At 67.1% G+C, this 18,121-nt stretch carries 22 protein-coding genes; 14 read left to right on the top strand and 8 right to left on the bottom strand.

The features are described 5' to 3' along the window. The first annotated feature begins 9 nt into the window (after positions 1 to 9). A complete protein-coding gene (locus GGQ89_RS12080; protein ID WP_184105968.1) occupies positions 10 to 462 on the top strand; it encodes a MaoC family dehydratase in 453 nt (150 codons plus the stop codon). Between the two features lie 104 nt (positions 463 to 566). Here GGQ89_RS12080 and GGQ89_RS12075 read toward each other — a convergent pair whose 3' ends face one another. Beyond that, complete coding sequence (locus tag GGQ89_RS12075; RefSeq protein ID WP_184105967.1) at positions 567 to 1,085, bottom strand: hypothetical protein; 519 nt, start codon at positions 1,083 to 1,085, stop codon at positions 567 to 569. Between the two features lie 302 nt (positions 1,086 to 1,387). Here GGQ89_RS12075 and petA point away from each other — a divergent pair, with 302 nt between their 5' ends. From petA to GGQ89_RS12040, 7 genes are all read left to right on the top strand, one after another. Continuing rightward, positions 1,388 to 1,981 (top strand): ubiquinol-cytochrome c reductase iron-sulfur subunit, encoded by a 594-nt coding sequence (petA, locus tag GGQ89_RS12070; RefSeq protein ID WP_056431648.1) that lies wholly within the window; start codon positions 1,388 to 1,390, stop codon positions 1,979 to 1,981. A gap of 14 nt (positions 1,982 to 1,995) precedes the next feature. Then, positions 1,996 to 3,279, top strand: a complete 1,284-nt coding sequence (locus GGQ89_RS12065) for a cytochrome b (protein WP_184105966.1) — start codon at positions 1,996 to 1,998, stop codon at positions 3,277 to 3,279. 26 nt (positions 3,280 to 3,305) lie between these two features. Further along, positions 3,306 to 4,154 (top strand): cytochrome c1, encoded by an 849-nt coding sequence (locus GGQ89_RS12060; protein ID WP_184105965.1) that lies wholly within the window; start codon positions 3,306 to 3,308, stop codon positions 4,152 to 4,154. Between the two features lie 258 nt (positions 4,155 to 4,412). Then, positions 4,413 to 4,949: an adenine phosphoribosyltransferase gene (locus GGQ89_RS12055; protein ID WP_184105964.1), complete on the top strand. Its 537-nt coding sequence runs from the start codon at positions 4,413 to 4,415 to the stop codon at positions 4,947 to 4,949. Further along, positions 4,949 to 5,404 (top strand): tRNA (cytidine(34)-2'-O)-methyltransferase, encoded by a 456-nt coding sequence (locus tag GGQ89_RS12050; RefSeq protein ID WP_184105963.1) that lies wholly within the window; start codon positions 4,949 to 4,951, stop codon positions 5,402 to 5,404. Before GGQ89_RS12055 ends, GGQ89_RS12050 begins: the two co-directional genes overlap by 1 nt. 34 nt (positions 5,405 to 5,438) lie before the next feature. Then, positions 5,439 to 6,299 (top strand): oxygen-dependent coproporphyrinogen oxidase, encoded by an 861-nt coding sequence (gene hemF / locus GGQ89_RS12045; protein WP_184105962.1) that lies wholly within the window; start codon positions 5,439 to 5,441, stop codon positions 6,297 to 6,299. A 4-nt stretch (positions 6,300 to 6,303) separates the two neighbouring features. Further along, entirely contained in the window at positions 6,304 to 6,897 is a 594-nt protein-coding gene (locus tag GGQ89_RS12040) for a GNAT family N-acetyltransferase (protein ID WP_056431629.1), read from the top strand. Here GGQ89_RS12040 and GGQ89_RS12035 read toward each other — a convergent pair. Continuing rightward, a complete protein-coding gene (locus tag GGQ89_RS12035) occupies positions 6,881 to 7,627 on the bottom strand; it encodes a hypothetical protein (protein ID WP_184105961.1) in 747 nt (248 codons plus the stop codon). The genes GGQ89_RS12040 and GGQ89_RS12035 overlap by 17 nt on opposite strands. A gap of 16 nt (positions 7,628 to 7,643) precedes the next feature. Continuing rightward, on the bottom strand, positions 7,644 to 8,495 hold the full coding sequence (locus GGQ89_RS12030) for a DUF7847 domain-containing protein (protein WP_156361026.1): 852 nt from the start codon (positions 8,493 to 8,495) through the stop codon (positions 7,644 to 7,646). Between the two features lie 151 nt (positions 8,496 to 8,646). Between GGQ89_RS12030 and lipB the strand changes: the two genes are divergently transcribed. The 4 genes from lipB to GGQ89_RS12010 all read left to right on the top strand — a co-directional run bounded on the left by lipB (position 8,647) and on the right by GGQ89_RS12010 (position 12,664). Next, a complete protein-coding gene (gene lipB, locus GGQ89_RS12025; RefSeq protein WP_221238945.1) occupies positions 8,647 to 9,288 on the top strand; it encodes a lipoyl(octanoyl) transferase LipB in 642 nt (213 codons plus the stop codon). Between the two features lie 102 nt (positions 9,289 to 9,390). Then, the gene (locus GGQ89_RS12020) at positions 9,391 to 9,663 is read left to right on the top strand and encodes a peptidylprolyl isomerase PrsA family protein (RefSeq protein WP_042484220.1); all 273 of its coding nucleotides are present in this window, start codon (positions 9,391 to 9,393) and stop codon (positions 9,661 to 9,663) included. 247 nt (positions 9,664 to 9,910) lie between these two features. Next, positions 9,911 to 10,621 carry a hypothetical protein gene (locus tag GGQ89_RS12015; protein ID WP_056431616.1) on the top strand — a complete coding sequence of 237 codons (711 nt, stop codon included), beginning with the start codon at positions 9,911 to 9,913 and terminating at the stop codon, positions 10,619 to 10,621. Positions 10,622 to 10,801: 180 nt separating this feature from the next. After that, complete coding sequence (locus GGQ89_RS12010) at positions 10,802 to 12,664, top strand: ABC-F family ATP-binding cassette domain-containing protein (protein WP_076717309.1); 1,863 nt, start codon at positions 10,802 to 10,804, stop codon at positions 12,662 to 12,664. 243 nt (positions 12,665 to 12,907) lie between these two features. Here GGQ89_RS12010 and GGQ89_RS12005 read toward each other — a convergent pair whose 3' ends face one another. Together GGQ89_RS12005 and GGQ89_RS12000 are read right to left on the bottom strand one after the other, a co-directional pair. After that, on the bottom strand, positions 12,908 to 13,192 hold the full coding sequence (locus GGQ89_RS12005) for a DUF3297 family protein (RefSeq protein WP_184105959.1): 285 nt from the start codon (positions 13,190 to 13,192) through the stop codon (positions 12,908 to 12,910). Between the two features lie 91 nt (positions 13,193 to 13,283). Further along, positions 13,284 to 13,676, bottom strand: coding sequence for a hypothetical protein (locus GGQ89_RS12000; RefSeq protein ID WP_056431605.1), 393 nt, complete (start codon positions 13,674 to 13,676; stop codon positions 13,284 to 13,286). A gap of 139 nt (positions 13,677 to 13,815) precedes the next feature. Between GGQ89_RS12000 and GGQ89_RS11995 the strand changes: the two genes are divergently transcribed. Next, complete coding sequence (locus GGQ89_RS11995; protein WP_184105958.1) at positions 13,816 to 14,217, top strand: EVE domain-containing protein; 402 nt, start codon at positions 13,816 to 13,818, stop codon at positions 14,215 to 14,217. Between the two features lie 140 nt (positions 14,218 to 14,357). On the opposite strand, the gene GGQ89_RS11990 is transcribed toward GGQ89_RS11995, so the two are convergent. The 3 genes from GGQ89_RS11990 to GGQ89_RS11980 form a co-directional block, all read right to left on the bottom strand. After that, on the bottom strand, positions 14,358 to 15,176 hold the full coding sequence (locus GGQ89_RS11990) for a shikimate 5-dehydrogenase (protein ID WP_184105957.1): 819 nt from the start codon (positions 15,174 to 15,176) through the stop codon (positions 14,358 to 14,360). 129 nt (positions 15,177 to 15,305) lie between these two features. After that, positions 15,306 to 16,373, bottom strand: a complete 1,068-nt coding sequence (locus GGQ89_RS11985) for an NAD(P)H-dependent flavin oxidoreductase (RefSeq protein WP_338112427.1) — start codon at positions 16,371 to 16,373, stop codon at positions 15,306 to 15,308. Beyond that, on the bottom strand, positions 16,354 to 17,064 hold the full coding sequence (locus GGQ89_RS11980; protein WP_184106055.1) for a c-type cytochrome: 711 nt from the start codon (positions 17,062 to 17,064) through the stop codon (positions 16,354 to 16,356). The genes GGQ89_RS11985 and GGQ89_RS11980 overlap by 20 nt, the downstream gene beginning before the upstream one ends. Positions 17,065 to 17,193: 129 nt before the next feature. On the opposite strand from GGQ89_RS11980, the gene GGQ89_RS11975 reads away from it, so the two are divergent. After that, positions 17,194 to 18,084, top strand: coding sequence for a prephenate dehydratase (locus GGQ89_RS11975; protein WP_056431585.1), 891 nt, complete (start codon positions 17,194 to 17,196; stop codon positions 18,082 to 18,084). The last annotated feature ends 37 nt before the right edge of the window (positions 18,085 to 18,121 follow it).

Here is an 18,121-nt window from a genome sequence, read left to right as displayed (position 1 = left end):
GACGAGAGGATGATCTGGCTGGAGGATGTCGCGGTCGGCGACGTATCGCGGTTCGGCGCGTACAAGGTGGAGCGGGACGAGGTCATCGCCTTTGCCCAGCGCTACGATCCCCAGCCTTTTCACCTGTCCGACGAAGCCGCCGCCGCCACCCATTTCGGGCGGCTGTCGGCCAGCGGCTGGCACACCGCGTCGATGGCGATGGCGATGATCGTCGAGCATTTCCGCGACACCGGCTTCCAGAGCATCGGCTCGCCCGGTGTCGACGAGCTGCGCTGGACAAGGCCCGTCTTTCCCGGCGACACGCTCCATTGCGAAGCGGAGGTGCTGGAGGTGCGGGCGTCCGCCAGTCGCCCGGAGATGGGCTTCGTCATCAGCCGCTGGACCGTGCTCAATCAGCACGATGTCCCGGTCATGACGATGCGCCCCACCGTCATGATTCGCACCCGCCCGCAAGCCGGTTAACGCGGGGCCCGCCCGCAGGCCGGTTAACGCGGGGCCCGCCCGCAGGCCGGTTAACGCGGGGCCCGCCCGCAGGCCGGTTAACGCGGGGCCCGCCCGCAGGCCGGTTAACGCTGACCGCGCCCGCCGCGTCCTCCCGGTCGGCCGCCACGCCAGCCGCCGGGACGCGGCGCGGACGGAGTCGGGCGAACGCCCTCGCCGCCGCGCCACCGGCCGGGATTGCCGCGCCAGCCGCCGGGCGCAGGAGCCACTCCGGGCACCGGTCCACGCCAGCCGCCCCGGCCCCAGCCGCGCCACTGATCCCGGATCGCCCCGCCGCGCCACGCATCGCGGCGCCCTTCCCAATAGGCGCGCTGGCCGTCATTCCAGCGGAACGGACGGCGATACCGGTCGTAAACATAGACGCCGGTGCCCGGATAATAGAAGTCGTCATACCAGCCGAAATAGGACGGGGCGTAACCGTAACCGCCATAGCCGCCGCCATAATAGCCCGGCGCGTATCCGCCACCATAACCCGCGCCCACCGACACACCGCTATAGCCATAGCCATAGCCATCGGCGCACCCGCCAAGCGCCAGCAGACCGGCCGCAAGGGCCGTGGCCCAGCCCATCTTTTTCAGGGTCATCATCCTCTCCATGCCCCTGATCCAGGCTGAGCGGGTGCGGCAGGGGTCCGTCATCCGTGGCGATCAGCGGTCAACCCCGCAGCGCGAAAGGTGGTTCCTGCGCCCTGCCGCCTGCACGGCTACTGAACGGTCGGGCGCCATCTGGCCAAAGGGGATTGGCAAAGCCGGTCAAGCAAGGCTAACCTGACGCACCGTTCATCAAGGACGGGCTTGGGACAGGCGGCGCATGACCGGGGGCAATCCGGCACGACCGTCGAAAGCGTATCGTGTCGAACGCGAGCGAAGGTGGAGGGACAGGACGAATGGCGATGACGGAGAACACCGTACCCCCCGGCGAGGCGCCGGAGCCATTCCACGAAGAGGTCCATGATCCCCGTCGCCGCGACTTCATCAATGTCGCCGCCGTATCCTTTGCGGGCGTGGGCGCACTGGCGATCGTCCTGCCGCTCATCAACCAGATGAACCCGTCGGCCGACGTTCTCGCCCAGTCCACCACCGAGATCGACCTGTCCAAGATCGCCCCCGGACAGGCGATCAAGGCCAGCTTCCGCAAGCAGCCGCTGTTCGTCCGCAACCTGACGCCCAAGGAAATCGCCGAGGCCAACGCCGTGCCGCTGTCCGAACTGCGCGATCCGCAGACGCTGGCGGAGCGGACCAAGCCGGGCAAGACGAACTGGCTGATCACGCTGGGCGTCTGCACCCATCTGGGCTGCGTGCCGCTGGGTGCTGGCGAGGGCGAGAACAAGGGGCCTTATGGCGGCTATTTCTGCCCCTGCCACGGCTCTGCCTATGACACCGCCGCGCGTATCCGAAAGGGCCCGGCGCCGCTGAACCTGCTGGTTCCCGAGTATAAATTCGACACCGACACGACCGTCACGGTCGGCGTGGCCGCATAAGGGAGACCCGAGAGATGAGCTTTCCCTGGGCCAAACATTATCAGCCGAAGCAGCCGGTCATGCGCTGGCTGGACGAGAAGCTGCCGCTGCCGCGCCTCGTCTACAACGCCGTGGGCGCGGGCTATCCGGTGCCGCGCAACCTGAATTACTTCTGGAATTTCGGCGTGCTGGCCGGTGCCGCGCTCGCCATCCAGATCATCACCGGCGTCGTGCTGGCGATGCACTATGCCGCCAATGCGGGCGTCGCCTTCGACTCGGTCGAAAGCATCATGCGCGACGTGAATTCGGGCTGGTTCCTGCGCTATGCCCACGCCAACGGCGCGTCGATGTTCTTCATCGTCGTCTACACCCATATCTTCCGCGGCCTCTATTACGGGTCCTACAAGGCCCCGCGCGAGATGGTGTGGCTGCTCGGCGTGGTCATCTTCCTCCTGATGATGGCGACCGCGTTCATGGGCTATGTGCTCCCCTGGGGGCAGATGAGCTTCTGGGGCGCGCAGGTCATCACCGGCTTCTTCTCGGCGATCCCGGTGGTCGGCGATACCATCCGCATCTGGCTGCTCGGCGGGTTCGCGCCGGACAATGCCGCGCTGAACCGCTTCTTCTCGCTCCACTATCTGCTGCCCTTCGTGATTGCGGGCGTCATCATCCTGCACATCTGGGCGCTGCACATTCCCGGCTCGAACAACCCGACCGGTGTGGACGTGAAGGGCGAGCAGGATACCGTGCCCTTCCACCCCTATTACACCGCCAAGGATGCGGTCGGGCTGGGCGTCTTCCTGCTGGTCTTCGCGGGGCTGCTGTTCTTCTTCCCCAATTATCTGGGCCATCCGGACAATTATATCCCGGCCAATCCGCTCTCGACGCCGGCGCATATCGTGCCCGAATGGTATTTCTGGCCCTTCTACGCGATCCTGCGCGCCTTCACCGCCGACTTCATCCTGCCCGCCAAGCTGTGGGGTGTGCTAGCGATGTTCGGGTCGATCCTGCTGCTGTTCTTCCTCCCCTGGCTGGACAGTTCGCCGGTGCGGTCGAACAATTTCCGGCCCAAGGCGCGGGTCGCCTTCTGGGTGCTGGTGGTCGACGTGCTGCTGCTCGGCTGGTGCGGCGGTTCGCCCGCGACGCCCTTCTTCATCATCCTCAGCCAGATCACGGCGGCCTATTATTTCCTCCACTTCCTGGTGATCCTGCCCTGGATCGCCCGGACGGAGCGCCCCGCGCCGCTGCCCCATTCGATCACCGAAGCCGTGTTGTCCAAGCATGGCGGGACCGCACCCACCAAGTCGGCCCTGGCCTGACCCGAACCGAAAGAGGATAGCTGAACATGGTTCGTGGCATCGCATTCCTGGTCGGGGCGGCCTTCACCTTCGTCCTCGCCATCGCGCTGTGGGGCAGCGTCTCGGGGCTCATCTCCGAGCCGCCAGCCCCCACCGCCGAGGAGGAGTTCCACCTTCACCCCAAGCCCGCGCATCTGGCGTCGGACGGCATTTTCGGCCGCTTCGACCGCCGCCAGCTCCAGCGCGGGTTTCAGGTCTATAAGGAGGTCTGCGCGGCCTGCCACTCGCTGCGGCTGGTGGCGTTCCGCGACCTAAAGGACCTGGGCTATAACGACCCCGAGCTGAAGGCGATCGCCAACCAGTGGGTGATCGAACAGCCGAGCATCAATCCGGAGACGGGCGAGGCGACGACGCGCAAGAACGTCCCCGCCGACCGTTTCCCCTCGCCCTTCGCCAACGAGGTGGCGGCGCGCGCGGCGAACAACAACGCGCTGCCGCCCGATCTGTCGCTGATGGCCAAGGCGCGGCATGACGGCGGCAACTATATCTACTCGCTGATCGGCCCCGACGCCTATCGCCCGCAGCCCGCAGAGCTGCTGCGCAAGTTCCCCGACGCCAAGACGCCGACCGGGCTGCACTACAACCCCTATTTCGCAAACCTGAACATTGCGATGCCGCCGCCGCTGACGCAGGACGGGCAGGTCCAATATGCCGATGGCACGCTGGCCAGCCGCGACCAGATGGCCAAGGACGTTGCCGCCTTCCTGACCTGGACCGCCGAGCCCAAGCTGGAATCGCGTCACGCGGCCGGAATCGGGGCGTTCGTCTTCATCCTGATCTTCTGCTTCCTCGCCTGGGGCGCGTATCAGAATGTCTGGCGCGACGTGAAACACTGAGATCGGGAAAGCCCGATGTGAGAGAACTGGGGCGGTTTCCGACGAGGGAACCGCCCGTTTTATTGGGCCTTTCCGTCCTGCCCCCCGGCAATCTCAACCCCCGTTCGGGCTGAGCGAAGTCGAAGCCCACGCCCTGCCCTCTCCACCTCGCCTGGCAACGGGCTTCCCTTTGGCCTTCGACTTCGCTCGGGCTGACGGAAGTGGTGGAGTTCGGGCATCCCCCTTTACCCCCGCGCCCCACAGGCCCATGACGCCCTCATGAGCGCCCATGACGACCTGAAATCCCTGATCCGCACCATCCCGGATTTCCCCAAGCCCGGCATCCAGTTCCGCGACATCACCACCTTGCTGCTAGACCCCAAGGGTTTCGCGCAGACGGTCGAGCGGATGGCCGCCGCGACACGCGGGACCGTCGATCTGGTCGCCGGGATCGAGGCGCGCGGCTTCATCTTCGCCGCCGCGCTTGCGGTGCCGCTGAAGGCGGGCGTGCTGCTGATCCGCAAGGACGGCAAGCTGCCCGGTGCGACCATCGCGGAGGATTATGCGCTGGAATACGGTCAAGACCGCATCGCCATCCATGAGGATGCGCTGGTCCCCGGCGCTCGCGTGCTGCTGGTCGACGACCTGATCGCCACCGGCGGCACCGCGCGCGCCGCCGTCCGGCTGATCCGCAAGGCGGGCGGTATGGTCGAGCAGGCGCAGTTCCTGGTCGACCTGCCCGATCTCGGCGGGGCCGATGCCCTGCGCAAGGAGGACATCGCGGTCGATGCGCTGCTGTCCTTCCCCGGCCACTGATGCGCCTGGCGCTGCATGAGCCCGATATCGCGGGCAATGTCGGCACGCTGATCCGCACCGCGACCTGTTTCGGCGTCGCGGTCGACCTGATCGAGCCGATGGGCTTTCCCTATTCCGACCGGGCGCTTGCCCGATCGGCGATGGATTATGCCGCCATGGCCGAGGTTATGCGCCATGCCGACTGGGATGCGTTCCGCGCCGCGACGCGCGGGCGGATCGTGCTGGCGACGACGCTGGGTGCGATCCCGCTGCCCGAGATGGTGTTCCATCCCGACGATGTGATCCTGCTCGGTTCGGAGGGGGCTGGCGTTCCGGAGGCGGTGCACGACGCCGCCGATATCCGGGTGCGCGTGCCGATGCGCAGCCGCGTCCGCTCGCTCAACGTCGCGGTCACCGGCGGGATTCTGCTGGCCGAGGCGCGGCGCCAGACCGGTTGGGACCAAATGCCCGGTTGACCCTGGCCCCCGCCCCCGCCCAGAACGCCGCGCGATGAACAGCCGTACTCCCGACATCGCGCTCGACGCCGAGCAGGACGCCGCCCGCCTCTGGTTCGAGTCCCTGCGGGACCGGATCTGCGCCGAGTTCGAGGCGATCGAGCGTGAGGCGGGATCGGACGCCGCCTTCCAATACACCGCCTGGGACCGTGCCGATCCCAGCGGCGAGCCCGGCGGTGGCGGCATGCGCGGGGTGATGAAGGGCCGGGTCTTCGAAAAGGTCGGCGTCAACGTCTCCACGGTCGGCGGCACCTTCGAGGGGCCATTCGCCAAGACCATCCACGGCGCTGGCGACGATCCGCGTTTCGTGGCGACGGGGATCAGCCTGGTCGCGCATATGGCCAACCCGCATGTGCCAGCGGTCCATATGAACACGCGGTTCCTGACCACGACCAAGCGCTGGTTCGGCGGCGGCGCGGACCTCAATCCGCCGCTGCCCGTCGCGGAAGACACCGCCGACTTCCACGCCCGGCTGAAGGCGGCGTGCGACACGCATGACCCGGAGCATTACCCCCGGTTCAAGGCCTGGGCCGACGACTATTTCTACATCCCGCATCGCCAGGTGCATCGCGGCGTGGGCGGCATCTTCTACGACCATCTGGAGGGCGATTTCGACGGTCATTTCGCCTTCACCCGCGATGTCGGCGAGGCGTTTCTGGACGTCTTCCCGCGCATCGTCCGGCGGCGCATGGGCCTGCCCTCGACCGAGGCCGACCGCGCGCAGATGCTGGCGTGGCGCGGGCGCTATGCCGAGTTCAACCTGGTCTATGACCGGGGCACGTTGTTCGGGTTGAAGACCGGCGGCAATATCGATGCGATCCTGATGAGCCTCCCGCCGCTGGCGACGTGGGAGTAAGCCCGTGGCGCTGATCCCCGTCGACCCCGCCGAGATCGCCACCATCGTCACCACGCTGGAGATGCACGAACGGCCAAGGCCGCGCCCCATGCCCGGCTCGCCGCTGCAACTGGTCGCCTGGGCCAGGCCCGATCCGGCCAAGTATCGCACGCTGTTCGCGCGCGTCGGCGCGCCCTGGCTGTGGTTCTCGCGGCTGGTGATGGACGATGCGACGCTGACCGCGATCATTCACGACCCCGCCGTCTCGGTCTTCGCCGTCGTCGACCGGGCGGGGATCGAGGTCGGGCTGCTCGAACTCGACCATCGCGTCGCGGGGGCGTGCGAGATCGGCTATTTCGGGCTGATCCCCGAACTGGCGGGGCAAGGCCATGGCCGTTGGCTGATGGCTCAGGCGCTGATGCGTGCCTGGACCGCGAAGGTCGAGCGGGTGTGGGTGCATACCTGCACGCTCGACCACCCGTCCGCGCTCAATTTCTATCGCAGGCAGGGCTTCGTGGCCGTGTCGCGCGCAATCGAGACGTTTATCGACCCACGGACGCTGGGCGTCCTGCCCGAGGACGCCGCACCGCAAATCCCCCGGCTCAGCCCGCGCGATTGACCAGTCGGCGATAGGCCGCGACCGACACCAGCGCCTGGCCGAGCCCTGCCGCCATCGCCACCGCCGCCGATCCGGCCTGGAGCAAGGCGACCGCGACCGGATTGCCCGCGCCGTCGCCCTGCACCACGTCGATCAGCGCGAGGAAGGGCTGGGCCGCGATCATGCCGCCCAGATAGGTGCAGGACGCCAGCGCCGCCAGCGACAGGCCCGCACCGCGCGTCAGCGACACCGAACGGGCCAGCGCCGCCATGGCAGGCATCCGCCGCTCGGCGAACAGGACCGGGCCGACCAGCAGCAACCGCCCGGCCACATACAGCCCCGGCAAGATGTAGAGTAGCATCCCCGCCCCCACCGGCAGCGCGACCAGGATCATCGCCAACAGAAAGCGCGGCGCCATCCTGAGCGCGCGGCCCAGCGCCTCGCCGACCGTGACCGGCCCGCCGAGCGTCAGCGCCAGGATCGCCGCCGTCCCGATCATGCCGACCGCATAGCTGGCGAAATACCAGCCGCCATAATGGCCTGCCCAGGTCCCGACCGAATCGACCCAGGCCATGGCCCGCGCGGTCGCCTCTCCGCCCTCGGTCTCGGGCAGCGGGGGCGCGGGCACCAGCAGCCCCAGCGCAAAGGCAGGCCAGAACAGAAAGGGCGCGGACAGCCGGATCAGCAGCGCGCGATCGCGGCGGAACAGGGCCCAGGCATCCCGCAGGGTGGCGACGACATCCAGCTTCATCAAAAGGCTCGTTTCATCACAGGGAGGGCGAACCGACCTCTTCACGATGCGCCTGCTCACCCGCCGTCGCGACGTACAGCCGCGCGACGAAGACATAGGCCAGCGTCATGAAGCCGGCGTTGACCACCGATCCCAGCAGCGCCGCCAGCCGGACAGCCGTCAGCGCCCGATCCGCGCCCAGCGCCAGACGGAGGGCCGCGCCGGTGACGCCCTGCACCGCCAGCATCGCGACCAGCAGGACGATTCCGAACAGCAGGGACACACCGATCAGCCGCCAGGTCATCCCCCGCGTCAACGCGATGGAGCGACGGATCGCCCCCAGCCCGCGCCGCTCGTTCAGTACCACGGCATAGATCAGCATCAACCGCGCGACGATCCACAGCGACGCCACCATGACGGTCAGACCGTAAAGAACCAGGAACAGCGCCGCGCCGCCGCTCATCGGCGGGAATTTGGACGGATCGCCATTGGCGGCCATCGCGGCGGCGAAGTCGAAATGGGACAGTCCCAGCACGACGATCATCACCAGTAGGACCAGCGCAAAGGCGAAACCGACCACCAGCGCGACGCCCAGCACCGGCCACATCCGGCGAAGGCCCGCCCGCGATGCATCGCCGCTGGTCGTGGCCGGATGGGTCGCCAGCGCCATGATCGCCAGCTGCGCCCAGATGCCCAGAAGCATGGACAGGATCATCAGCCCCAGACCCGTCGGTCCCATGGACGACTGGCCGGGCGAGGACGGCAGCAGCAGGATCTGCAACAGGCCGGGCAGGACGAAGCCGATCAGGGCGAATGGAGCCATCATCCCGGCCCTGCCCGCCAGCACCTGTTGCGTGCTGTCCCACACCGTTCCGATCCTGACGGTCATGCTACCTCCCTTGGCGGCCCACCCCGTCCGCCTGTTCGCGTCTGCCTAAACGATTGGCGGATGCAAAGCCATCGCGCCGCGCTGACCTACGCCGCTTGCATCGGCGGCGAGCCAGGCGCAAGGACGGGGGATCGTGACCCATATCCCCGACATGCCCGATATCGAATGGCGGATCAGTCCGGGCCTGACCCCCTATGACCAGTCGCTCGCCGAGATGGAGGCGCGTGCCGCCGCCGTCGTGGCGGGCGAGGCGCGCGAGCTCGTCTGGCTGCTCGAACATCCGCCCGTCTATACCGCCGGGACCAGCGCCGATCCGGTCGAACTGGTCGATCCCCGTTTCCCGGTGTTCCAGACCGGGCGTGGCGGCAAATATACTTATCACGGCCCCGGACAGCGGACCGGCTATCTGGTCCTGGATCTGAACAAGCGCGGGCGCGACGTGCGGCATTTCGTCCATACGCTGGAGGATTGGTTGATCGCCGCGCTGGGGCGGCTGGGGGTCAACGCCTTCCGCGCCGAGGGGCGGGTCGGCATCTGGACCCGCGACGGCGGCTCGGAGGCCAAGGTCGGCGCGATCGGCGTCCGCGTGCGTCGCTGGGTGACGCTGCACGGCTTTGCCATCAATGTCGCACCCGATCTTTCGCATTTCGGCGGGATCGTGCCCTGTGGCCTTCCGGAATTCCCGGTGACCAGTCTTTTTGCGTTAAACGGCGTCAAGTCGCTGGAAACCTTTGACGAGGCGCTTGCGTTCAGCTTTCCGGCTTTCCTCAACGATCTCGGTGCGGTCCGATAAAACGAGGCTTGAGGACCAGACGGTATCCGATTAATGTCCACCCCGATTTGGGTAATAGGGCCAGCAAGCCGTTCCAAATCCATAATATCAAGGGAGCTTCCAATGCGTGCAATCATCTCCAAGGTCCTGACGGGCTCGATCATCGCCGGCGCGGCGCTCGCGGTTTCGGCTTGCGGCTCGAAGACCGAGAACACCACCGACGCGAACATGACCACCGAAATGAACGCTTCGGAAGGCATGGACACCGCCACCGACAACATGACCGCCGTCGACGGCACCATGAACGGTGGCATGATGGCCAACGACACCACCATGTCGAACGACATGATGATGGCCAACGACACGATGATGACCAACGCGACCAACGCGATGTAATCATCGTTGGGGTCATCCCAACGAAAGGGGCCGTCCGGGCGACCGGGCGGCCCCTTTTTCATGAGCCCTCCGCCAGCGTCGGCAGTGACGTAACCGGCGGAGCAAATCCCGGATTTCGCTAAGTTTCCGTAACGACCGGCCCGGCATCAACGATTGCCGTACGAGCGTAATTCCGTTTGGGAAAAAAGCCGGAAAGCGTTATGTTTCGGGACGCTCGAAGGCCCTACGGGGGAAGGATCGGAACACAATGAAAGTGGTGCGTACCGCGCTGGTTGCTGGCGTGGCGTTTTGGGGGATGGGTGCTGCCGCACCCGCATCGGCACAATTCTTCCTGCAGCCCTATAATTTCCAGGGAAAGCCCGTCCAGGGCGACGAACCCGGCATCGGCCAGCCGTTGCCCGGTGCGACCCCGGCGGAATTGCGCGCCGGGCTGCTGTGGAACATGCGCGCCGCGCTCAACGTCGCCGCGCTGCAATGCCAGTTCGAACCGATGCTGACGACCGTCTCCAACTATAACGCGACGCTGAAGGATCACGAAGTCGAGCTGAAGGGCGCGTTCGACACGCTGGGCGCCTATTTCAAGCGGCAGAACAAGACCGTGAAGGCCGGGCAGGACGCGCTCGACCAATATGGCACGCGCACCTATGCCAGCTTCTCGTCCGTATCGGGGCAGCTGGGTTTCTGCACCACGGCGGCGTCGATCCTGCACCAGGCGGTATTCACCCCGCGCGGCCATCTGGGCGAACTGGCGGTCGACCGGATGCGCGAGCTGCGCAACAGCCTGGTTCCGTACGGCGAACAGCGTTTCCCGCGCTATATCGGCCGCGAGCAGCATATTGCCGCCACCATGCCGCGCCTGGATGCGCTGTGCTGGAACAAGAAGGCGGAATGGGTCGTCAAGAAGTGCGGTGTCCAGAACTGGCCGCCCGCAGGCGCGACCGCGATCGCGGCACGCTGAAGCCAAATCCTCCCCGGCACGGGGAGGTGGCAGCGCGAATGCGCTGACGGAGGGGGGCTTCCGCTAGGGACGCCCGGTGTGGAACGTCCCCTCCACCATCCTTCGGATGGTCCCCTCCCCTTGCAGGGGAGGAAAATCCAGCCTCTCCCCATCCGCGCCGAAATTTGCTAGGCGCGCGCCATGCTCAATCTGAACAGCATCACCGTGCGCCTGGGCGGCCGCACGATCCTCGACGGTGCATCCGCCGCACTCCCCCCCGGCAGCCGCGTCGGCCTGATCGGTCGTAACGGCGCTGGCAAGTCCACGCTCGTCCGCGTGATCGCGGGCCAGCTGGAGGCCGATGACGGCGCCTGCGAAATGCCCAAGGGCGCCAAGCTCGGCTATATCGCGCAGGAAGCGCCCGACGGCACCGCCACCCCGTTCGAGACGGTGCTCGCCGCCGATGTCGAGCGCGCCGAATTGATGGAGCGCAGCGAGACCGAGAGCGATCCGGAAAAGCTGGGCGACATCTACGAACGGCTGATCGCGATCGACGCCTATACCGCGCCCGCGCGTGCCTCCAGCATCCTTCAGGGTCTGGGCTTCGACGAGGCGATGCAGGGACGCCCGCTGTCCAGCTATTCGGGCGGCTGGAAGATGCGCGTCGCGCTCGCCGCGCTGCTGTTCTCGGCGCCCGACGTGCTGCTGCTCGACGAACCGTCGAACCACCTCGACCTCGAAGCGGTGATGTGGCTGGAGGATTTCCTCAAATCCTATCGCGCGACGATCCTGCTGGTCAGCCATGAGCGCGACTTCCTGAACAATGTCGTCGACCACATCCTGCACCTTCAGGGCGGCAAGGTAACGCTTTATCCGGGCGGCTATGATTCGTTCGAGCGCCAGCGCGCCGAGCGGATGGCGCAGCTCGCCGCCGCCAAGGCGAATCAGGAGGCGCAGCGCGCCAAGCTCCAGGACTATATCGCCCGCAACTCGGCCCGCGCCTCGACCGCCAAGCAGGCGCAGAGCCGCGCGAAGATGCTGTCCAAGATGCAGCCGATCGCCGAGATGGCGAACGATCCGTCGCTGTCCTTCGACTTCCCCGATCCCGACCAGCTGCGCCCGCCGCTGATCACCTTGGATCTGGCGAGCGTGGGCTATGCCGAGACGCCGATCCTGAAGCGGCTGAACCTGCGCATCGACCCGGACGACCGGATCGCGCTTCTGGGCCGCAACGGCAACGGCAAGACGACGCTGGCCCGCCTGCTCGCCGCGCAATTGACGCCGATGGAAGGCGATATGAACTCGTCGGGCAAGATGCGGGTCGGCTATTTCACCCAGTATCAGGTCGAGGAACTCGACACCGACGATACGCCGCTGGAGCATATGACGCGCATCATGCGCGGCGCGACCCCGGCGGCGGTGCGCGGACAGCTGGGCCGGTTCGGCTTTTCGGGCGACAAGGCGACGACCAAGGTCGGCAAGCTGTCGGGCGGCGAACGCGCGCGTCTGGCATTGGCGCTGATCACCCGCGACGCGCCGCACATGCTGATCCTCGACGAGCCGACCAACCACCTCGACGTCGACGCGCGCGAGGCGTTGGTCCAGGCGCTCAACATGTACAAGGGCACCGTCGTGCTGGTCAGCCATGATCGCCACATGCTAGAGATGACGGCGGACCGGCTGGTGCTGGTCGATAACGGGACTGCGAAGGAATTCGACGGGTCGCTGGACGACTATATCGCCTTCGTCCTGAAGGGCGATGCGGGTCAGGGCGACGCCGCGTCCAAGGCGGACCGCGCCGCGAACAAAAAGGCCTCGGCCGAGCAGCGCGAACGCTTCAACGCGATGAAGAAGACGCTGCGCGGCATCGAGGACGAAATGGCCAAGCTGACCCGCGAGCGCGACGCGCTGGACAAGGCGATGAACGACCCGGCCGCCGCCGAACCGCGCCATGCCAAGCTGTCGATGGGCGAGTTGAACAAGCGCCGCGCGGAGGTGGTCGACAAGCTGGCCGAGGCCGAGACGCGCTGGATGGAAGCGGGTGAGGCGATGGAGGCGGCGTAAGCCTCTTTTGTCTGAGAGAAGTCGAAATGCGGTAGCGTTTTCCCGTGGGCTTCGACTTCGCTCGGCCTCAACGGGAGTTTGGGGCCGAGAACCTATAACGCTGGCCTGTTCCCCGGCGAAGGCCGGGGCCCAGTTGCCACCAAGCCGGTGGCGCGCGATCCGGGGCGTGGGCGGCAACAGGCCCGCCCCTCTCGAAAGCACCCCGCAACTGGACCCCGGCCTTCGCCGGGGAACGCGTGCTGCTTAGGCTTGCGCCTCTTCCGAACCCTCAGGCGCATCCTCGCCATCGGCCGGATTCTCGATCCACGCCTCGACCTCGCCGTTCAGCTTCAGGGTCAGCGAGCGGCCATGGCGGTCGACCTTCTTGCCCAGCGCGACGCGGATCCAGCCTTCGGAAATGCAATATTCCTCGACGTCGCGGCGCTCATTGCCCTTGAAGCGGATGCCGACCCCACGCGAGAGGAGGTCCTGGTCGAAATAGGGGCTGTCCGGGTTGGTGGACAGGCGATCGGGAACGGTATCGGTCATGCTCGTGGCCTTAACGCCGACTCGGGGGCGCTGCCAAGCAGGGGCTCCAAGAAAAACGGCGCCGGGATCGCTCCCGACGCCGCCAAGGGCCTTAATTACAGACCCGCACCTGCACATTGCGGCCCCAATAGGGGTCCCAGCGCCAGTCGGTCCAGCAGCGCGGCGCATAGCTGCGATACTCATATTGATACACCGGCGGCGGGGGCGGCGGCGCATAATAGGGATCATAGCCCCGGTTGTAATAATAGCCGCGATCGACATAGCGCGGCTGGTTGCTGCTCGCGATGGCCGCGCCGATGCCCAGACCGACGATGCCGCCGATCAGCGCGCCTGCGGCCGCATCGCCGCGATCGCGGTGATAATAGCCGCCATAGCCGCCACCCCAGCCACGGCCCCAACGCTGCGCCTCGGCCGGAGCCGCCGCCGTCAGTGCGGTGGCGCCCAAGGCGAGGCCCAGTCCCAGTTTCTTCCAAACTCCGTTCATACCGAACCTCCGATACTGATACGCCCGGTCCGCTGATCGCAAAACGCGCAGGCGGCGTCCGTGTTGCCTTCCCTGCCACTATCGGGCTGAATGGACACGGAATGTGGCGTTTAGGCGCGGTTCAGGAGGAAAAGCGGAGATGGCATACTGGCTGCTGAAGTCGGAGCCGGAAAGCTATGGCTGGGACGATCTGGTCCGCGACGGGCGAACCGAATGGGACGGCGTGCGCAACGCCGCCGCCGCCGGGCATTTGCGGGCGATGCGGACGGGGGACTCGGCGCTTCTCTATCACAGCGGCAAGGACAAGGCGGCGGTGGGCATCGCGACGATCTCCCGCGCCGCCAGGGCCGATGGCGATGACGGACGCTGGGTCTCGGTCGAGATCGCCCCCGACCGTCCGCTGCCCCGCCCCGTCACGCTGGCCGCGATGAAGGCCGAGGCCAGGCTCGCCGCCTTGCCGATGCTGCGTCAGTCGCGGCTGTCGGTGTCGCCGGTGGGCGAAGCGGAATGGGCGGTGTTGATGGGGATGGCAAACGCATAATCCTCCCCTGTAAGGGGAGGGGGACCAGCGAAGCTGGTGGAGGGGTGTTGCCGCCCGCGGTGGATCGATCAGCAGCGGCGACACCCCTCCGTCAGGCCTGCGGCCTGCCACCTCCCCCCTACAGGGGAGGAATGCTGCCTTCACCCCATGCGATAGGCGTAATCCGCCGCCTCCTTCACCTGCTCGGGCGTCGGGCGGATGCCGGTATAGAGCACGAACTGCTCAAGCGCCTGGATGGTCGCGACCTGGGTGCCGGTGATCACCCGCTTGCCCAGCCCCCGCGCCGTGGACAGGAAGCGCGTCTCGGGCGGATATTGCACCACGTCGAAGGCGATCTCCGCCTGCGCGATCATCGCCTCCGGGAAGGCGAGTTGGTCCTCGTTGCCTCCGGTCATGCCGATCGGCGTGACGTTGATCAGCAGCGGCGCACCCTCGTCCAGCTCCGACGACCAGCCAAAGCCGTAAAGCCCCGCCAGTTCGCGCCCCAGCGGTTCGTTGCGCGCGACGATGGTGCCGTTCGCAAACCCTGAATCGCGCAAGGCCGCCGCCACCGCCTTCGCCATCCCGCCCGAACCGCGCAGGACGAAGGGCGTGGCGGGGTCGATATCGGCGATCAGCTCGACCACGGCGGCATAGTCGGTATTGTAGCCGGTCAGCCGCCCGTCATCATTGACGATGGTGTTCACGCTGTCGATCGCCGCCGCCGATCCGGCCAGCCCATCAAGCAACAGGATCACCGCTTCCTTGAATGGCATCGAAATGGCGCAGCCGCGAATGTTGAGCGCCCGGATACCGCCCACCGCTCCGGCCAAATCGGTCGTGCTGAACGACTTGTAGACATAGTCGAGCCCGGTCAGTTCATAGAGCCGGTTGTGAAAGCGCGACCCGAAATTGCCGGGCCGCGCCGACAGCGACATGCACAGCCGCGTGTCGCGACCGATGGGAGGTTTGCTGGTCATGTTACGGGTTTAGCGGAGTGTGGTGGTGAACGCATCCCTTGGCCTTCGACGTCGCTCAGGCTGAACGGGGTTAGAGGATTGCGCAAAACCTCCGTTCAGGCTGAGCGACGTCGAAGCCCACGCTCCCCCCTACCCGCGCATCTCTCCGGCAATCGTACGAACCAGTTCCCCTGCTGGCATCGAACGGGCCAGCGGGGCCCCCTGCCCCGCCCATTGGGCGCCGTAACCGCCCTCCCCCCGCGCCTTGGCGGCAGCGTTCAGCGCCTTCCCCGCATCATAAGCGATCGGATAATCAGGCACCGCCGCCGTCAGACTTTCCCCCAGCGCGGTGAAATCATTGGGCAAGCACCGCGCCGGACGCCCCGAAATCGCGCGGGTCATCACCGTGTGCGCGGCCCCCTCGCCCATCAGGGCGGCGCGGTACGCCGCATCCGCCGCGCTCTCGGGACAGGCGATGAAGGCCGTCCCCAGTTGCGCCGCCACCGCCCCCAGCGTCAGGACAGCCGACACCCCCGCCCCGTCCATCACCCCACCCGCCGCGATCACGGGCAACCGCGTCCGCATCGCCAGCAATCGGGTCAGCGCCAGCGTCCCCAACCGATCGTCCGCCGCATCCGGATCGAAAACCCCGCGATGCCCGCCCGCCTCATATCCTTGAGCGACCAGCATATCGATCCCGGCACGCTCGGCGGCCCGAGCCTCGGCCAGCGAGGTCACGCTCGCCAGCAACAAGCATCCCGCCTGTTTCAGCGCGGCGATGCGCGGACCGTCGGGCAGGCCGAAGTGAAAGCTGACCACCGCCGGTCTCGTCTCGACCAGCAGCGCCAGCATCGCATCGTCCTGCGCGAAGCTCTGATAGATGGTGCGCAGCGCGGTGGGCGGCTCCGCGTCGAACGCGGCGAAGGCCGGACGAAGCGCCTCGCACCAGGCCGCCTCGCGCGCCGGATCGGGCACGGGCGGGGCATGGACGAAAAGGTTGACGTTGAACGGCCGCTCGGTCCGCTGGCGCGTTTCGGCGATCATCCGGGCGGCCGCATCGGCATCACCAGCGCCGATCGCGATTCCACCCAGACCGCCGCCCGCATTCACCGCCGCCGCCATGGCGGGAGTCGACACCCCCGCCATCGGCGCCTGCAGGATCGGAACGTCGAGGGTCAGCCGATCCCGCGCCTCGGTATCAGCGGGGGGCCTTGGCACCTTCCACCGCGGCTTGCGGATCGACCGAGGGCGCGCCACTGGCGGGCGTGCCGGTATTGGCGATCGATCCGGTGTCGGCGCGCGGATCCTCCTCGACCTTGTTGACCGCCGCGTCCGCGCCATTGGCCGGGGCATCGCCCGCCGCCGGTTCCGCGTTGGCGGCCGGAGCCGCCGGGAGCGGCAGGTTCGATCCCTGCTGGTTGAGGTACAGGATCACATTCGCGCGGTCCTGCGGATTGGAAAGTCCGGCAAAGGTCATCTTGGTGCCGGGCGCGAACTTGCGCGGCGACGTCAGCCACGCGTTCATCTTGTCCCAGTCCCATTTGCCGCCGACCGCCTTCAACGCGTCGGAGAAGGCGAATCCGGCCTTACCTTGCGCGATCGCCTCGCCCATGGTGGCATAGAGATTGGGGCCGATGCCGTTCGCGCCACCCTGGTTGATGGTGTGGCACGCGGCGCATTTCTTGAAGACTTCGGCGCCCTTGGCCGCGTCGGCGGTGGGCAGCAACGAGGCGATAGGCACCTCGGCGGCACCGCCGTCCGCGCCTTCGGCCTCCACGCCCTCGATCGCATAGCCCATTTTCTCGGGGCGCTCTTCGTGGAAGATCATGCCGCCGACGATCGAAAGGCCCAATGCCGTGCCTGCCGCACCCAGCACCCATCCCGCGATCGTATTGGTCTTTAGGTCCATCGCGTTTCGCTGCCCCGCCAATATCTCTCCTGAACGCGGACCTTAGGTGCGGCTTTCGCGAACGGCAAGTTCTGCTTCCCTTGTCGCCTGCCTTGATCGTGCCGCGTGCCCGCTCTACGCCGCTGCGCCATGGAGAATTACGCCGCCCCCGCCCGCCCCATCGTCGCGGGCATGACCGCCGCCGCCCTGGCCGAGCCGGCCCGTGCCGTCGCCTTTCAGGGCGCGCCGGGCGCCAACAGCCATGTCGCCGCGACCGAGGTGTTTCCGGACGGCCTGCCGCTCCCCTGTTTCGATTTCGCCGACGCGCTGGACGCGGTGAAGAGCGGCAAGGCCGACCGCGCGATCATTCCCATCGAGAATTCGCTGCACGGGCGGGTGGCCGACATCCATTTCCTGCTGCCTGAATCCGGGTTGGTCATCGTGGGTGAGCATTTCCTGTCGATCCGCCACGCGCTGATGGCGACGGGCGGGCGCGACGGGCTGGTCGAGGCGATGAGCCATCCGCAGGCGCTGGGCCAGTGCCGCCACTGGCTGCGCGCGCACGGTATCCGCCCGATCGCCTATGCCGATACGGCGGGTGCGGCGGCGCGGGTGGCGGAGATGAACGACCCGCGCGTGGCCGCCCTCGCCCCGCCCCGCGCCGCCGAACTCTATGGCCTGAACCTGCTGGCCGAGGATATTTCGGACGCCGACAGCAACATGACCCGCTTCGTCGTGCTGGCCCGTGGCGGCCAGCCGCCGGTCGGGGATGGGCCGTGGATGACCAGCCTGATCTTCGAGGTGAAGAATATTCCCGCTGCTTTGTACAAGGCGATGGGCGGTTTCGCGACCAACGGCGTCAACATGACCAAGCTGGAAAGCTATCAGCGCGGCGGCAGCTTTGCCGCGACGGAATTCTATTGCGACGTGGTCGGGCGGCCGGGCGAAGCCGCGTTCGACCGCGCGATCGAGGAATTGGGGTTCCACAGCAAATGGGTGCGGATGCTGGGGACCTACGCCCAGGCGCGGGAGAGGGGCTGATATCCTCCCCGGCACGGGGAGGTGGCAGGCCGCAGGC

Source organism: Sphingomonas yabuuchiae (genome assembly GCF_014199595.1).
GTDB classification, from domain to species: Bacteria; Pseudomonadota; Alphaproteobacteria; order Sphingomonadales; family Sphingomonadaceae; genus Sphingomonas; species Sphingomonas yabuuchiae.
Note: the sequence above shows the minus strand (reverse complement) of the source record. Positions and strands in the feature narration are given on the sequence as shown.

Bases quoted from the DNA above. Each gene is read 5' to 3' on its own strand.
- GGQ89_RS12080 (WP_184105968.1), top strand. From the start codon at position 10: ATGATCTGGCTGGAGGATGTCGCGGTCGGCGACGTATCGCGGTTCGGC.
- GGQ89_RS12075 (WP_184105967.1), bottom strand. From the start codon at position 1,085: ATGACCCTGAAAAAGATGGGCTGGGCCACGGCCCTTGCGGCCGGTCTG.
- petA (WP_056431648.1), top strand. From the start codon at position 1,388: ATGGCGATGACGGAGAACACCGTACCCCCCGGCGAGGCGCCGGAGCCA.
- GGQ89_RS12065 (WP_184105966.1), top strand. From the start codon at position 1,996: ATGAGCTTTCCCTGGGCCAAACATTATCAGCCGAAGCAGCCGGTCATG.
- GGQ89_RS12060 (WP_184105965.1), top strand. From the start codon at position 3,306: ATGGTTCGTGGCATCGCATTCCTGGTCGGGGCGGCCTTCACCTTCGTC.
- GGQ89_RS12055 (WP_184105964.1), top strand. From the start codon at position 4,413: ATGAGCGCCCATGACGACCTGAAATCCCTGATCCGCACCATCCCGGAT.
- GGQ89_RS12050 (WP_184105963.1), top strand. From the start codon at position 4,949: ATGCGCCTGGCGCTGCATGAGCCCGATATCGCGGGCAATGTCGGCACG.
- hemF (WP_184105962.1), top strand. From the start codon at position 5,439: ATGAACAGCCGTACTCCCGACATCGCGCTCGACGCCGAGCAGGACGCC.
- GGQ89_RS12035 (WP_184105961.1), bottom strand. From the start codon at position 7,627: ATGAAGCTGGATGTCGTCGCCACCCTGCGGGATGCCTGGGCCCTGTTC.
- GGQ89_RS12030 (WP_156361026.1), bottom strand. From the start codon at position 8,495: ATGACCGTCAGGATCGGAACGGTGTGGGACAGCACGCAACAGGTGCTG.
- lipB (WP_221238945.1), top strand. From the start codon at position 8,647: ATGCCCGATATCGAATGGCGGATCAGTCCGGGCCTGACCCCCTATGAC.
- GGQ89_RS12020 (WP_042484220.1), top strand. From the start codon at position 9,391: ATGCGTGCAATCATCTCCAAGGTCCTGACGGGCTCGATCATCGCCGGC.
- GGQ89_RS12015 (WP_056431616.1), top strand. From the start codon at position 9,911: ATGAAAGTGGTGCGTACCGCGCTGGTTGCTGGCGTGGCGTTTTGGGGG.
- GGQ89_RS12010 (WP_076717309.1), top strand. From the start codon at position 10,802: ATGCTCAATCTGAACAGCATCACCGTGCGCCTGGGCGGCCGCACGATC.
- GGQ89_RS12005 (WP_184105959.1), bottom strand. From the start codon at position 13,192: ATGACCGATACCGTTCCCGATCGCCTGTCCACCAACCCGGACAGCCCC.
- GGQ89_RS12000 (WP_056431605.1), bottom strand. From the start codon at position 13,676: ATGAACGGAGTTTGGAAGAAACTGGGACTGGGCCTCGCCTTGGGCGCC.
- GGQ89_RS11995 (WP_184105958.1), top strand. From the start codon at position 13,816: ATGGCATACTGGCTGCTGAAGTCGGAGCCGGAAAGCTATGGCTGGGAC.
- GGQ89_RS11990 (WP_184105957.1), bottom strand. From the start codon at position 15,176: ATGACCAGCAAACCTCCCATCGGTCGCGACACGCGGCTGTGCATGTCG.
- GGQ89_RS11980 (WP_184106055.1), bottom strand. From the start codon at position 17,064: ATGGACCTAAAGACCAATACGATCGCGGGATGGGTGCTGGGTGCGGCA.
- GGQ89_RS11975 (WP_056431585.1), top strand. From the start codon at position 17,194: ATGGAGAATTACGCCGCCCCCGCCCGCCCCATCGTCGCGGGCATGACC.